This window comes from Legionella rowbothamii (genome assembly GCF_900639985.1).
In the GTDB taxonomy this organism is placed as follows: domain Bacteria; phylum Pseudomonadota; class Gammaproteobacteria; order Legionellales; family Legionellaceae; genus Legionella; species Legionella rowbothamii.
The window spans coordinates 195428-210880 of the sequence record NZ_CAAAIM010000006.1 but is presented as its reverse complement, the minus strand read 5'-3'; the positions used below and the strand labels follow the sequence as shown (position 1 = coordinate 210880).

Genomic DNA, 15453 nt, shown 5'->3' with positions numbered 1-15453 from the left:
CTTTCCATGTTAAATAGATATATTCGTTCAACTATTATAGTCATGATTCAGGTTATTCTGCCAGTAGTGCTCCTTTTACTGTTGGCACCACAACTTTTGCAATTTAATCATGAGTTCAATCAAGCCAGTCACTTTTTTCTAACTCATAAAATCGGTTTTCTAGTTACTCATATAACGTTTTATCTGGCATTGTTTGGGTTATGGCCAAGAGTCATCTCTTTCTATGTTCAGCGAAGTAATACCGAAATTCCTACTGAGCACATTCAATCTGCTTTAAAAGCTAAATGGTACTTATTGGTTGCAATGGTCTTTTTTGAATTACTGGTTTGGTGGAGATAATAATGGCTGATTATCCCGTTGAAAACTTATTACGTGAACCAACAGAAATCTATACTAGTATTACTTGTACTGCATTAGCTTTACTTGCTACGACTAGCCCGCATTTATTTTTATTAACCCAAGGCATGGGATATTACGCTGGAGTAAGTCTAGGTTGTTTAAGTTTAATTAGAGGATGGCAAGCATTGAAAATCAAACGCTATCATCGCCGATTAATTACTATGCCGTACTATGCATTATCAACTACTCAAGTACCCTTATCGCAAAAATGGTTATTCGTTGGAAAGGGCTTTCGTTGGCTACCACACCACACTCAACGTTTGCATCAGATTAAGCAAATAAAAAATGAATCGTTCATGCAAAGAGGAAAATGCTACAGAACAGTAAGAGAATTTTGCCAAAACCATGAAAAAACAATATTGGCAAAAATGTTAAGTAGTTCGTCTAAACTAAACCCTTTCAGACCAGATCCACCTGTAGGTGGTAGCCCTTTTCTGCATGGATTAGGTGAAAAGGATAGTCCAGTTTATATACCCCAAGACGTGCGTGTAGGTCATACCTTTGTTGTAGGTACAACACGGGTCGGAAAAACAAGGTTGGCAAGTATTCTGATCAATCAGGATATTCGAAATGGTGATGCATTGATTGTAGTAGATCCCAAGGGGGATCTAGATCTAGTACGTGACATGTATTCAGCCTGTGAGGCATCAGGACGTTTAGATGATTTTCGTATAGTGCATTTAGGCTTTCCCGAATTATCCGCCCATTACAATCCATTAAAAAATTATGATCAGGTTAGTGAGGTTGCAACCCGAATAACTGATGCAATTGCCGCAGAAGGTGAAGGAAAACAATTCGCAGCTTTTGCATGGAAATACGTTAACATAGTCGCAATTTGCTTGGAGGAAATGCAACAGCCTATCACCTATAAATCAATAGCATTCTACATCAGCCGACTAGATCAACTGCTTATGGCCTATTCAGACACAATCATGCCAAATCTTTACCCTGATTATAATGATCACATAGAAGCTATACTAACTCATCATGAAGAACGTAACAGTCGTAAAAATAAAAATACGGCTCCTATGGATAGACCCAAAGCAGTCGCAGAGTACTTAAAAAATTATATAAATAAAACTATCGCTGCAGGAAATGTTGAAAGCCTTCATGATCAAATCCTAATCGATCTTTATGATGCTGCGATAATGGATAAACATTATTATGACAAAATTACCGCAAGCGTAGGACCAGTCTTATCGGAGATCAATAAAAGTAACGCTTCTGCTATTTTCTCATTTAATAAAAGTCCTAATGAAATTGAATTAATGACTGCAATTAAGGAAAAAAAAGTCATTTATATAGGCCTAGATAGTCTGACTAATCCAAATATAGCCCAAGCAGTGGGTAAAGCATTCTTATCTGATTTAGTCTCTACTGCAGGAAAGATCTATAAAGAAAGTAATGCCAATTATCGTTTAAATCTGCATTGTGATGAACTTTCAGAAATCATCCAGGATTCTTTTGTAAAAATTCTCAATAAAGCAGGTGGTGCAGGATTCCAGGTAACAGCCTATGCTCAAACCATACAAGATATGGAAGTCTCTCTTGGCTCAAAAGCTAAAGCTGCAGTAACCGAGGGTAATTTTAATACCCTGATTATGCTTAGAGTTAAAAATGAGGAAACCGCTAATTTATTGGTTAAAGCCTTACCTCAGGTTGGTGTTGTTGATCATACTCAAGTATCTATGGTTAATGATACTCCCAATGGAGAGGATGGGATTTATTTTAATACTACTAATGAAGATCGTGTACAAACTACCTCAGTACCTATGGTTGATGTAAATGACCTTATTTCTTTACCTAAGGGACAAGCTTTTGTTTTGGTGAGTGGAGGCGAACTTTATAAAGTTCGAATTCCTTTGCCTTCGAATAATAAAAGCTTAATTAAAAACTTCATCAACATTACTAATTTAGTCAATGGCGTTAGATTTTAAAACCGGTGATTGCACTTACAAATAGAATCTATGTGAAGAATATAAATTTGAGGTTTTGAATCAGCTAATAATAGTCTATTCTTATGGTTGGTATCCCAATCAGTAATGAGTTGCGGTTTTTAAGAGCGGAAAATAAAAAAACATAAATGGAAATCATCGTATGAAGGCAGAAGATCTATCTGAGTGGATTCAAAAGCAACCACTTTGGGCTAAGGATGCATTGCGTCGTTTAGCACTCACCACTTTCAATGACGACGACAAGACAGCTATCATCAATAATTTAAAACAAAATCACAATATTGAAACCGGTATTGAAGCAGATATAAAAGATTTTTTTGAAGAAAATTACAACACTGAAACTTCTGCTGCCGCACCTAAAACAATTCTATGCGCCATCGGTCCTTCTAAGTATGTAAATCGCTTAGCCAATGATCAAATAATGGAATTTGCTACTGATGGCATCACACTTATTTACGGCGATAATGGCAGTGGTAAGAGTGGCTATTGCAAGATTACAAAAAAAATATGTCGTACACTTGTTCGCGATCACTTACTTGGCGACGTTTTCAAGGAAGGCGAAAGCCCAAAAGCTGAAGTAACGGTGCGTTATAAAACCGAGGGCGAAGAACCTACTGAACAATTATGGATTGATGGAAATGAGCCACCAGAGCCCGTGAGTCGTTTAACAGTGTTCGATGCTAAATGTGCACGTCTTTACGTTGATAAGGAAAACAAAATTGAGTATTTACCCGCTGAAATCGAGTTGTTACAGCGGTATATTCAATTATTAGATGATTGTAAAAAGTCTCTTGCCCCTGAAATTGAGCTGATCAAAAAACATGTGCAAGTGACGCTTCGCTCTAACTATACAGCTGGGAGTGAAATTGCCGAGTTGATTGACAAGCTCGATACTAAAATATCTGCTAATGAGCTACCTACCGCCAAAAAACTTAAAGAACATGCAGTCTGGAAGATCGAAGACGATAAACTAATTGAAGATTTAGAAAAGCAGCTGGCAGAAAATCCTATGCTCAAGTTAAGCGCCTATCGCACATTAGGTGCTTCTATAACTAACCTTGCTAATAAAATTCATGCCATTGAATTGGCACTTACTCCCGCTAAAATTAACGAGCTGAAAGCGGCCTTTAAGATGGCAGAAACCACGGCGGAAGCAGCCAAACTTGCCGCTGCTAAAAGTTTCCATGATGAAAAGTTAGATACCACAGGTTCCAACCCATGGCAATTGATGTATAAATATGCCACCGAATATGCAAAATCGATCCCTGGTAATGGGGGCAAGATACCTGCTGAAGTTGGCGATCTTTGCCTATTATGCCAGCAACTACTTGATTCGGAAGCATCTGAGAGGTTGAAGCGCTTTGAGCAGTTCGTAGCTGATAAAGCTGCTCAAGACGCACAGCAAGCAGTGCAAACGCTGAGTGATAGAGCTGATGTACTCATTAATTTGAACCTGCCAAAAAAAACAGAGTATGAAACTCTGGTTCAGCAATATGCTGGTATAAGCAAAGGGCGGAAAACCATTGCTAGTAATATCCTTACTTTCCTCACAGAAGCATCTGAGCTGCTAGTTGAGTTAAAAGCATGCATTAATGCGCAGAAATTTACCCAACCCACCATTACCGTTACGCCTATTTATAAGCAATTAGAGGATGATATCGCCGTATTTAATATGGAAATTGAAGATTTAGAAAAAGAATGCGCTGATAGCGAGCGCTTCGTGAAGCTGCAAGAGCAGCTAGCCATCATGAAGGACAGAAAGCGGTTTGCAGCTGATATTGATATCTTTATACAGCGCCTGGAGGATATAACGTTGCTTGTAAATTTGAATAAATGCATTGCAGCACTCGATACCACTAACACTTCCAAGAAAATCACCCACCTGAGAAAAATATTGTTCACAGATGACCTGAAGATTAATATTTTGGATGAAATCAATGAGCTAGACCTTACCCACATTCCATTTACCGTAGAAAGCCGAACTGAGCGCGGTACCACACTAGTTGGCGTTAGCCTTAAAACTACGGTCTCCGTATCAAATAGTGATGTTCTAAGTGAAGGTGAACAACGAGCTTTGGCTCTTTCATGCTTTTTAGCTGAGGTAAAGCGCGAACCTATCCAACATGGTATTATCATAGATGATCCAGTTTCTTCACTTGATCATCTAAGGTTGCGCCGAGTTGCTCAGCGCCTTGCAAGAGAAGCTAAGAACCGTCAAGTAGTGATTTTCACCCACAATATTTTGTTCTATAGCGAGATAAAAAAATATGCTGCAGAATACGGCATACCTTGGCTAGAACATTACATCCATAAATCAGAAGAAAAAGGATTTGGGATTATTCAAAGCAGCGATAAACATTGGCAAGCTACTCCAGTTAATAAGCGTATTGAACTTCTAAAAAATCGCGCTCAAGCTTTTACTGGTAAAATCTACTCCGATGATGACACACGCCGCCGGGATGTCAAAGATTTCTATTCTGATCTGCGCGAAACATGGGAGCGATTAGTCGAAGAACTTCTATTGAATAACGTGGTTGCTCGTTTCGATTCTGACGTTCGCACACAAAGCCTTGCAGGAGTTATTGTTGAGGATTCGGATTATGAAACTGTCTATTGGGCAATGAAAAACGCTTCAGAAAATTCAGGCCACGACAAAGCCAGCGGTAACAGTACGCCATTACCAAAAAACGATGACATCATGAGTGATATAAAGAAAATCGAGGAATTTAGGACCATAATTAAAAAACGCCGGCAGGAATGTGAAGATCGGCGCAAGGCTTTACAAAATCCTCCGAAAGCAAAAACTGCTTAAATCAACAATACGAGACAGATACGGGTATATTATCAAATCTCAAAGATGGTCTAATTCCTCTGATAATGGCCTGTTTTCGTCATATTTTATCTTCTGTGGATGAATATAAATGCTATATTCCCAGTTAATAGTTTTTTAGGTTATATAATGAAAATACTTCATACTTCTGATTGGCATTTAGGCCGAACAATTTACGGACATAAACGCTATGATGAGTTTGCTGCGTTTTTAAATTGGCTGGTTGATATAATTCGTAAAGAAAATATAGAAATATTGCTAATTGCAGGTGACATTTTTGATAACAGTACTCCAAGCAATAAATCACAAGAATTGTATTATCAATTTTTATGCAAAGTTGCTAATTCAACATGTCGCCATATCGTCGTTATAGCTGGAAATCATGATTCACCTTCATTTTTAGATGCTCCTAAAGATATTTTGCGGGCATTGAATGTATATGTTATAGGTGCAATGACTGAGCACCCTGACGATGAAGTTATTATTCTAAAAGATCATCATGACAATCCTGAGGCACTGATTTGTGCTGTTCCCTATTTAAGAGATAAAGACCTTCGTACTGCTGAAGCAGGTGAAACGGTTGATGATAAAAATACAAAATTAATTCAAGGTTTAAAAATCCACTATGCCAAAGTTTGTGCTGTGGCGGAAAATTTACAAAAAGAATTCAAAAAAGATAATCCTGATTTACGAGTACCTATCATTGGTATGGGGCACTTATTTGCTGCTGGTGGCCAAACTATTGAAGGGGATGGTGTCAGAGAATTATATGTTGGATCATTGGCTCATGTCAGTGCTTCAATATTTCCTTCATGTATTGACTATCTAGCCCTTGGGCATTTACATGTACCACAAATTGTTGGTCAAAATGAACATATTCGTTATTCAGGATCGCCTATCCCAATGGGATTTGGTGAAGCTAAACAACAAAAGAAGGTTATTCAAATTAAATTTGAAGAGGGTTTTCGTACTATTGATGAGATCTCGGTGCCTTGCTTTCAACTATTAGTAAGACTGACTGGAAATTTGGAAAAGATTCAAAAAGAAATTGATATGTTGAAAGATCAAGAAAGCAACGCTTGGTTAGAGATTGAATATACTGGTAATGAGCTTGTTGGTAATTTACGAGAACTAATGGACCAAAATTTAGAGGGTTCATTATTAGAAATTCGTCGTATCAAGAATAAAAGAGTGATAGATCGTGTAATTAGTCAAATACATGGAGATGAAACGTTAGATGATTTGAATGAACAAGACGTATTTGAGCGTTGCTTGGAAGTCAATAATGTTCCAAATGATGAAAGAATGGAAATGGTGACTATTTATAATGGAATAATCAAATCTATTCAAGAAGATGACTTAAATGCTGAATAAGCGGGCTATATGAAAATACTCGAACTAAGATTTAAAAACTTAAACTCATTATATGGTGAATGGTTAATTGATTTTTCAACACCTGAATTTATCTCGAACGGAATTTTTGCTATTACTGGTCCAACTGGTGCAGGCAAGTCAACAATTCTGGATGCTATATGTTTAGCGCTTTATGGGGCAACACCTCGTTTAGGCAAGATCACTAAAAGTAGCAATCAACTGATGTCGCAACAAACGGCTGAGTGTTATGCAGAGGTCACCTTTGAATCACAACAAGGAAAATTTACATGTCATTGGAGCCAGCATAAAGCCAGAAGAAAAATTGATGGCATTCTTGGTGAATCCAAACATGAAATAATCGATGCTTTGACAGGCCAAATTCTTGAATCTAAAAAACGAGATGTTGCGAATGTTATTGAAGAAAAAACAGGAATGGACTTTGAACGATTTACCCGTTCTATTCTTTTAGCTCAAGGTGGTTTTGCAGCCTTTTTGATGGCTACACCGGATGAACGAGCGCCAATCCTTGAACAGATTACAGGCACTGAAATTTATAGTGAAATATCTAAACGAGTTCATGAAAAAACAAGAGAAGAAAGAGATAAGTTAAATTTAATGCACGCTGAGTTGAGTGGTATCGTACTTCTTAGCGATGAACAGGAAACAATTTATCATGCTGAAATTCTTGAAAAAAAAGGGCAAGAAGGAGGATTGATAAATGAAAATCAAAAATTAAGCACGGCTATTAATTGGTTAACTGCCATTGAAATGCTAAATAAAGAAATAGCTGAGTTAAAAAAAGAATATGTAACGTTAAATAGGGACTTGGAAGCGTTTAGTATAGATAGAAATAGACTAGCTCAAGCAAATAAGGCAATGGAGCTAGATGGGCCTTATGCCACCCTCAAAGAATTTAGAAAGCAGCATGCTAGTGACAAGGAGGCTCTTTCCAATGAAGACTTGAAGATCCCAGAAATGAAATCCGCCATTGAAAGTCAGAAAGAACACTTAATCAACGCCGATCAAAAATTAACTGATATTAAAAGTAAACAAAAAATAATGTCTGAAATTTTTAAAAAAGTTCGTCATAAAGATCATCAGTTAATTGACAAGAAAAAAATAATTGAAGAGTCTCAACGAGATATTGAAAAAAATTCTGCTGAAATTAATACTAGAAATTATGAATTAAACAAAAAAAAGGGGTTAATAGATTTATTAAAACAAAAACAAGAGGCTGCTGGTGATTATATAGAAAAACATGCAGAAGATGCAGAATTAATTAGCCAACTTACAGGAATTGAAGAACAATTAAAAGGATTAGTTACATTACAGACATCACTAACTGAAATAAACGATATAGTAAAAACTCTGAATGAAAAATTAAAAAATGACCAAAATAGATTGGAACAATATACACAGCAAGAAACCGAGCAGCAAACTAAATTATCTGAGGTTCAAAATCAAATTACACGGATAAATGATAACTTAAATCAACTTTTAGGTGATCGCGTACTAAGAGAATACCGTACAGAGAAAGATAACCTACTCAGAGAAATGGCATATTTGCAAAAGATCGCAAGTTTAGAATCAGAAAGACAAAAACTAGAGAATGATAAGCCATGTCCTTTATGTGGCTCAAAAATACATCCATATGCAGAAAATAATATTCCCCAACTTCATGAGACTGAAATAAAAATTGAATCTTTATCGCAATTGATCAATAAAGCTGAAGATTTTGAACAAGAAATCCGAGAAATAAAAACCTTACAGGAAGTGGTGCAACAAAAAATATCAGATATTACCCAGTTAAAATCTAATGCAATATATGAAAATAATCAGTCTGAGAAAGAGTTACAACGATGTGCAAAACAAATTGATCAATTAACTTCTGAACTGGATTTGCTTGAACAAGCAGCTCTTAAAAGGTTAAAAAAATTTAGTATTAAAGTGATATCTTACTCAAATACTGATCAGATATTAATCGATCTTAATTTACGGTTAACAAACTGGAATATCAAACAAGAAGAGCGTGCAACTATAGAAAGAGAATACACTCAGATAAATAACGAAATAAAACCCTTGGAAGCTGTTATTGCAACATTAAAGTTATCTTTATCTGAAAAACAAACGAGCTTTGAAAATATCAACAAAGAATATATTGAAATCAAAGAACAGCGAACCCAAATGTTTGGCATTAAAAAACCAGACGAAGAGGAAGCCATAATAGAACAAGAACTTCAGGAGGCTGAAAAGTCTAAAAGTATTGTTAAAAGTGAGTTGGACAGATTTGCTCGTAATTTCGAGGTAGCTCAAACTAAAATTCAAACTTTGAAAGATCAAATTTCACAAAGAGAGCCTCAGCTTTACGAATTGGAGATAAGCTTCAAAAGTGCATTAAAGAGCTTAAATTTTAGTGATGAAACAATTTTTATATCATTTTGCTTGGGACCTGATCAGAGAAACTCTCTTACGGAATTAGCAAAAATATTAGATAACAAGAAAACCAGTCTGGACGCAAAAATAACAGACAGAAGCGAACGTCTTGTCACTGAAAGAGATAAAATGGTTACCGAATCTAATTTGAGTGAACTAATACCAAAACTAGAAAAATCCAATAACAGTTTAAATCAAATTCGAGAAAGAGTTACTACGTTGACCCTTGAATTAAAAAAACACAATGACAATAAGAAACAATTTGAAATTAAAAGAACATTAATAGATAAACAGAAATTTGAATGCGATCGAATGGACAAATTACATAGCCTTATTGGCTCCTCCGATGGCAAAAAATATCGAAACTTTGCACAAGGATTAACTTTTGAACTGATGGTTAATCATGCCAATAAACAATTAGAAAAAATGACTGATCGTTATTTGTTAATTAGAGATGATGTACAACCCTTGGAGTTGAATGTTGTTGATAATTATCAGGCTGGGGAAACTCGTACTACAAAAAACCTCTCCGGTGGTGAAAGCTTTATTGTCAGTCTTTCGCTTGCTTTGGGTTTATCAAAAATGGCAAGTCAAAAAGTTCGCGTAGATTCGCTGTTTCTGGATGAAGGTTTTGGTACCTTAGATGATGATGCACTGGAAACGGCATTGGAGACACTTGGTGAATTACAACAAGATGGCAAACTAATTGGAATCATATCTCATGTTCAAGCACTAAAAGAACGAATTGGCACTCAAATAAATGTACAACCAATAAGTGGTGGTAGAAGTGCGATTGATGGACCTGGCTGTTCAAAAATACTCAGAGAGGAAACAATAATTTAAAGCCACCAACTGCGTCACTGCAAAATATCTGCAGTGACGCAGAACAACAGCCTTGATTTTACCCAGTAAAATCAATACATTCAGTCATTTTATCCTATCGGACCAAATCCGATAGGATAAAATTTCCTTTCAAAACCCCTTGCCCAGCAAGCACCATTTTGATAGTTTGAAATCAAGCATAACTGATGAGCCTGGGTAGTTCAGGCGAAACCTTATTAAGGTCTTATGCTAAGCCACCTCATTCCCTAACTCAGTGGCTGGACGTTTAAGTCGGGAAACCCTTCATGGATATCTGCCATTCGGCAGCGTAGATTTCTTTAAAAATTTACTGTCATCACAACATTTTGTTATGACTCAGTCTAAGCGCAGAGTACTTCTTTGCGTATTCATTTACCTATTAAATAAAAAAGGAGAACAACACTAAAAAACCGTAGTAAACCGGCAATATTGTTTGCCTTATAACGATTGATTTGCCCCCCAGTTGGAGCCTTGTGGCGTAAGCCTGGTATCGCTTTTGAGTGAGCCGCTCGATCAACACTAAACCAAAGTCAGGGCAAGTATTTTTAGAGAGCAATATCATGCGAAAAGAGTCTTTGAGACGATCTGCCAATCGCTACTTAAAATCGGATACACGAGGCAGCTTCAAGGATAAACAAAATCGAGCTTTCGTCATTCATAAAATGATTGATGATTTATTCACGACTGGTGAGATCCCCAGTTCTTGGTCTGTTTTAAAAATTCAGCATATCCAAAACCTTATTCAGCTTTGGCAAGGCAATAGAGTTAAGCCTGCTACTATTATGGATTACATGACCACGATTCGAAGTTTCTTAAACAACATCGATTGTCCATTACAAGGAATCGATAATAAATCCTTGGGATTGGGTCGAATTTATTCTTCTAAAAGAAAAAAAATAGTTCCACCCGATATTTGGACCAATATAAATGAGCCGGTCGCGCAAATTATTATGGCCTTTCAAATCCAATTCGGTTTGACCTTCAATGAAGCCATTAATCTAAGACCAGACATACACATCAAAGAACACAAACTTTTGCTCACCCGTGAAGTTGCCTTTAATTCAGAGGATAGAAAAATCCCCATGCGTCATGAGAGCCAACTCGTGATTATTCAGGCATTGATTCAATACAGCAAAGGCCGCCAAAGTTTGGTGGATATGCATTGCTATAATAGCATTCGCACCCTTTGGGGTATGGCACTAAGTGCTTATAAATTACCAACCAATAAAACCTACCGTTATCTCTATGCTCAACAATTAAAAAAAGAACTGCAGCCCATTCTTGGTAATTATCAAACGAATTGGCTCATTCGCGATGAAATGGGGATTAAATCCCCTAATACACTATGGCTCTACTTAAATGAGTAAATCAAAACTAAAAAGCGCTCAGTTCTCCATTAATGAATGTGTTAAAAGTATCAAGGTATACTCCTTTGCCAGCAAAGCCGATATGCGCCATATGTTAAATCGCTGCATTAAAGACTTACATGAATTAGGATACCAGGTAGGACACATTAATGGTCTCAAACCCAAGCATATTCATATCTTGGTCGAGCATTGGCAAACTCAGGGCAAGAATCCTGCAACAATAAAAAATTACATGGCAAAATTACGCAAACTAAGCATTTTGCTGGATAAGCCTCATCTGGTTAAACCCGATAATGACGCTTATCAGATCTCGAAGCGTAGCTACATCCCTACTCATAGCAAAGCTATACATCAGATAGATTTTTCAAAATGTACTGATCCTATGATTAAATTATCTCTTGAAGCTCAATCGCTTTTTGGATTACGTCGGGAAGAATCAATGAAATTGATTATCAGCGATGCCTGGCAAGGTGATTGTCTTAAAATAAAACCTAGCTGGACAAAAGGGGGTATCGGACGAATTGTTGAAATTACAAATGAGGAACAACGTCAGTGGATTGCTAAAGCCATGCAGTTAGTGTTACCAGGACACTCCTTGATTCCCAAAGACCGAACCTACAAACAGCACCTTAGTCATTATCAAGTTCAAACACAAAATATGGGCCTTAGCAAATGTCATGGCCTGCGCCATGCCTATGCTCAGCGGCTATACGTGGAATTGACTAAAAGTTTTGATGTAAATGGGAAAGGATTAATTTGTCCTATAAACGGTGGTAAATCTTCAAAAAACCTCAAGGGTCATGAACGCGAATGGGATAGAAGTGCGAGGGACATACTCAGCCGTCAATTGGGGCATTCTCGTTTAGGGATCATCAAAACCTATATTGGTTAAAAATTTTATCTCTTTTGTTTTGCTACACTTTGATATGAATAGACGAATAGAGATATTGATGTCTTCTAACCTAACTAAATCTAAATTTAAGTTGGCACTCGAATGCCCCACTAAGCTTTATTATGTCGATAAACGTGATTACGCAAACCAACAAACAGAAGATGCATTTCTCAAAGCATTAGCAGAAGGGGGTTATCAAGTTGAGGCTTTAGCCCGATGCTATTACCCTCTAGGCACTCTGATTAAAGAAGATGACAATGAATCATCAATAACCACTACTCAAAAATTGCTGCTTGAAGAATCTGTAACATTATTTGAAGCAGCCATTCAATATAAGAGGTATTTTGTTCGATCAGATATTTTAATCAAAGATAAGAATCACCTTAAGCTCATTGAGGTAAAAGCAAAATCTATTGATAAAAACACAAGAACCAAGATTGAAAAAAGAGATGGAACAATTAATGCTGATTGGAAATCGTACATTGCAGATATTGCTTTTCAGAAATGGGTATTACAGAACGTCTATCCAAATTACCGAATCTCAAGCTATTTAATGCTGATTGATAAAGATAGCCTTTGCCCAACGGATGGATTGAACCAAAAATTTATTTTGGAGAAAGATCAATCAGGAAAGCCATGTGTGAAAATAGCAGATACCTTATCTGTTGAGGATTTATCTGTTCCTCTTTTAAAAGAAATGAACGTAGACGATCTGATCGAAAAAATTTGGAATGAACGCAATGAAAAAGGTATTGATTTTAAAAATCAATTCCAGGAATTCAGCGACTATTATTTCAGCGACAAAAAATCACCACCTATTCCGAAAAAGGAATGCGCTAAATGCCAATTTAGAACACTTCAAGATGAGACAGGTGGTTTTAAATCAGGATATAAGGAGTGTTGGGCTGAAGCTTTGCAGTATCGTGACTCTGATTTTCAAGATGCAACCATACTTGATTTATGGGCTTATCCCAAAAAAGATGAATGTTTAAAATCAGGACTTATTAAGCTCAAAGATTTTGATGAGTCTGATCTTCAAACAAAAAGTGACGGTAAACCAGGTCTTTCTCAATCTGAGCGGCAGTGGCTTCAGATAGAAAAAGTTAAAAATGCTGATAATGAGGTATGGTTGGACAAACAAGGGTTGAAAGATGAAATCGCTTCATGGACCTACCCATTACATTTTATCGATTTTGAAACAGCTATGATGCCAATCCCCTTTAAAAAAGGCATGCATCCATATCAAGGTGTTGCATTCCAGTTTTCACATCATATCATTGACCAGCAAGGGAATATTGAGCATTTTGGTGAATACTTAAATACTGAGCCAGGCATCGATCCTTCTATCGAGTTTGTTCGTGCTCTTAAAAAAGAATTAGAAAAAGATACCGGGACCATTTTTCGCTACAGCAATCATGAAAATACATATCTCAATTTTATTTTGCGCCAACTTGAAGAAATGTCCGAACCACCACCCGATAAAGAAGAAATATGTGAATTCATAAAATCAATTACTAAATCGTCTGGTAAAAGTCGTGAACAATGGGAGGGAAAGCGATGCATGGTTGATTTATGGGAACTGGTAAAACGATTTTATTATGATCCTTTAACCAAAGGGTCAAACTCTATTAAAACAATATTTCCAACAATCATAAAACGTTCTAAGTTTTTACAGGAGAAATACAGTAAACCCATTTATGGATCTAAAAATGGAGTCTCCAGTAAAAATTTTACAGATCAACAATGGATTGTTTTTGATCACAACGAAATTAAAGATCCTTATTCATTGCTTGCCCCCATCAATAAAGAAATACCGAATGAGAAAATTGAATTGCTATTTGAAGATGATCAATTAAAGGAAGGAGGGGCTGCAACCATTGCTTATGCTAAATTACAGTTTACTCATATGAGTGATTTTGAGCGTGATGAGCTGAGAAAAGCACTTTTAAGATACTGTGAGTTGGACACCTTGGCAATGGTTATGATTGTCGAAGCATGGTTTGATATGCTGGTTTAAATCATCAGGCAGGTTGTTGTTAAAATATCAATTAATATCAAATAGATTCATTTGATAACAGCATCAGAAAAAGTATTGATTTTCCAATTAGGCCAGATAAAATCGAGGTTACACAACTGATGATCCAGTGTGAGTCTGGTGAAACCTGATTAAATTTTTCGGGTCTTGTGATAACACCATCTTCTTCCCTAATTTAATGGTGGAACGTTTAGTTGGGAAACTTTTGAATCTTGTTTATCTCAAGATTCAATTTCATGGATATGATTCATGGCTTTATGCCCAGGAATGCTATAAGCATAACTTCTTTAACAATCAGGCAAATCAACCACCGTTTCGGTGATTCTGCTTTGCAAACCCATTGGGGATTTTTTATCCCAATGGGGATAGGTAATCCTCTTTAAATCAAGGAGCAATACCATGCAAACAATTAATCCTAACTCTTTGGAAATTGAGCATCTGTTAGTTGAATTAGCTTTGTGCGTCAATGATCTTCAGGTTTATCGCCAGAAGTTAACTATGGATGATGCTAATCAGGCAGAACTAAGTTTAAGCAAATTGGAATCGCTGATTTCATTTATCAGAAATCACAGGAATCCTTTAAGGCTTGTTGTAATTTAATCAGCAAAATATATCTATTTTCAAATCTAATAACAACCTAATGCGGGAGCATGCTCCCGCTGGGGCTTGCTCTCTTTATAATTTAAGGAGAACAACCTCATGGATAAACCTAAAATTTATGTAGCCTGCTTGGCATCTTATAATAATGGTATTTTATATGGTGAATGGATAGATGCTACCCAAAGCGAAAGCGAAGTAATAGCAGATATACAAACCATGTTAGCAAGTAGTCCAATAGAGAATGCCGAGGAATTTGCGATCCATGATTTTGAAGGATTTGGTAATCTCAGGCTTGATGAGTATGAGTCTATTTCAACAGTAGTAGCTTATGCGGAATTTATAGTTGAGCATGACGAACTTGGACAAGCTTTGCTTGCTGATTATGGGCTTGAAGAGGCAGAAAAGATGATAACTGATTGTTATCATGGCTGTTACGATTCAGAGGTTGATTTTGCCTGGCATCTTTTTGAAGACTGCTATAGTAATGCGATACCAGATAATTTGATGTGTTATTTTGATTGTGAGGCTTTTGCTCGTGATCTTTTTATCAGTGATTATTGTTCGGTAGAAGTAAATGGAATGACTCATGTTTTTTCAAGGTACTAAGCCCCATTTTCGGGGCTTTTTTATTATATTGGTTTGTTTTTAACCACTCCAGATGATAGACCTTAAAAAGTGCTACAATGTAAGTATTTGCTATCAATGTT

The 15453-nt window shown here is 36.6% G+C and carries 10 protein-coding genes; all 10 read left to right on the top strand.

Annotation, left to right across the window (positions count from 1 at the left end; all coding sequences use genetic code 11):
* The first annotated feature begins 6 nt into the window (after positions 1 to 6).
* The 10 genes from E1P08_RS11625 (at position 7) to E1P08_RS11580 (ending at position 15352) form a co-directional block, all read left to right on the top strand.
* Entirely contained in the window at positions 7 to 339 is a 333-nt protein-coding gene (locus E1P08_RS11625) for a hypothetical protein (RefSeq protein WP_133137184.1), read from the top strand.
* A gap of 2 nt (positions 340 to 341) precedes the next feature.
* Positions 342 to 2336 (top strand): type IV conjugative transfer system coupling protein TraD, encoded by a 1995-nt coding sequence (gene traD / locus E1P08_RS11620; RefSeq protein WP_133137183.1) that lies wholly within the window; start codon positions 342 to 344, stop codon positions 2334 to 2336.
* A 160-nt stretch (positions 2337 to 2496) separates the two neighbouring features.
* Positions 2497 to 5166: an AAA family ATPase gene (locus E1P08_RS11615; RefSeq protein WP_133137182.1), complete on the top strand. Its 2670-nt coding sequence runs from the start codon at positions 2497 to 2499 to the stop codon at positions 5164 to 5166.
* 147 nt (positions 5167 to 5313) lie between these two features.
* Positions 5314 to 6558: an exonuclease SbcCD subunit D C-terminal domain-containing protein gene (locus E1P08_RS11610; protein ID WP_133137181.1), complete on the top strand. Its 1245-nt coding sequence runs from the start codon at positions 5314 to 5316 to the stop codon at positions 6556 to 6558.
* A 9-nt stretch (positions 6559 to 6567) separates the two neighbouring features.
* A complete protein-coding gene (locus tag E1P08_RS11605; RefSeq protein WP_133137180.1) occupies positions 6568 to 9834 on the top strand; it encodes an SbcC/MukB-like Walker B domain-containing protein in 3267 nt (1088 codons plus the stop codon).
* A 578-nt stretch (positions 9835 to 10412) separates the two neighbouring features.
* Positions 10413 to 11219 carry a phage integrase N-terminal domain-containing protein gene (locus tag E1P08_RS11600; protein WP_242602445.1) on the top strand — a complete coding sequence of 269 codons (807 nt, stop codon included), beginning with the start codon at positions 10413 to 10415 and terminating at the stop codon, positions 11217 to 11219.
* Positions 11212 to 12111, top strand: a complete 900-nt coding sequence (locus E1P08_RS11595) for a phage integrase N-terminal domain-containing protein (protein ID WP_133137178.1) — start codon at positions 11212 to 11214, stop codon at positions 12109 to 12111. The genes E1P08_RS11600 and E1P08_RS11595 overlap by 8 nt, the downstream gene beginning before the upstream one ends.
* A 286-nt stretch (positions 12112 to 12397) precedes the next feature.
* Positions 12398 to 14128, top strand: a complete 1731-nt coding sequence (locus tag E1P08_RS11590; protein WP_242602444.1) for a DUF2779 domain-containing protein — start codon at positions 12398 to 12400, stop codon at positions 14126 to 14128.
* Positions 14129 to 14545: 417 nt separating this feature from the next.
* Positions 14546 to 14746, top strand: coding sequence for a hypothetical protein (locus E1P08_RS11585; RefSeq protein ID WP_115300376.1), 201 nt, complete (start codon positions 14546 to 14548; stop codon positions 14744 to 14746).
* Between the two features lie 99 nt (positions 14747 to 14845).
* Positions 14846 to 15352: an antirestriction protein ArdA gene (locus tag E1P08_RS11580; RefSeq protein WP_133137177.1), complete on the top strand. Its 507-nt coding sequence runs from the start codon at positions 14846 to 14848 to the stop codon at positions 15350 to 15352.
* The last annotated feature ends 101 nt before the right edge of the window (positions 15353 to 15453 follow it).

Coding starts and splice junctions, on each gene's coding strand:
- E1P08_RS11625 (WP_133137184.1), top strand. CDS start 7: ATGTTAAATAGATATATTCGTTCAACTATTATAGTCATGATTCAGGTT.
- traD (WP_133137183.1), top strand. CDS start 342: ATGGCTGATTATCCCGTTGAAAACTTATTACGTGAACCAACAGAAATC.
- E1P08_RS11615 (WP_133137182.1), top strand. CDS start 2,497: ATGAAGGCAGAAGATCTATCTGAGTGGATTCAAAAGCAACCACTTTGG.
- E1P08_RS11610 (WP_133137181.1), top strand. CDS start 5,314: ATGAAAATACTTCATACTTCTGATTGGCATTTAGGCCGAACAATTTAC.
- E1P08_RS11605 (WP_133137180.1), top strand. CDS start 6,568: ATGAAAATACTCGAACTAAGATTTAAAAACTTAAACTCATTATATGGT.
- E1P08_RS11600 (WP_242602445.1), top strand. CDS start 10,413: ATGCGAAAAGAGTCTTTGAGACGATCTGCCAATCGCTACTTAAAATCG.
- E1P08_RS11595 (WP_133137178.1), top strand. CDS start 11,212: ATGAGTAAATCAAAACTAAAAAGCGCTCAGTTCTCCATTAATGAATGT.
- E1P08_RS11585 (WP_115300376.1), top strand. CDS start 14,546: ATGCAAACAATTAATCCTAACTCTTTGGAAATTGAGCATCTGTTAGTT.
- E1P08_RS11580 (WP_133137177.1), top strand. CDS start 14,846: ATGGATAAACCTAAAATTTATGTAGCCTGCTTGGCATCTTATAATAAT.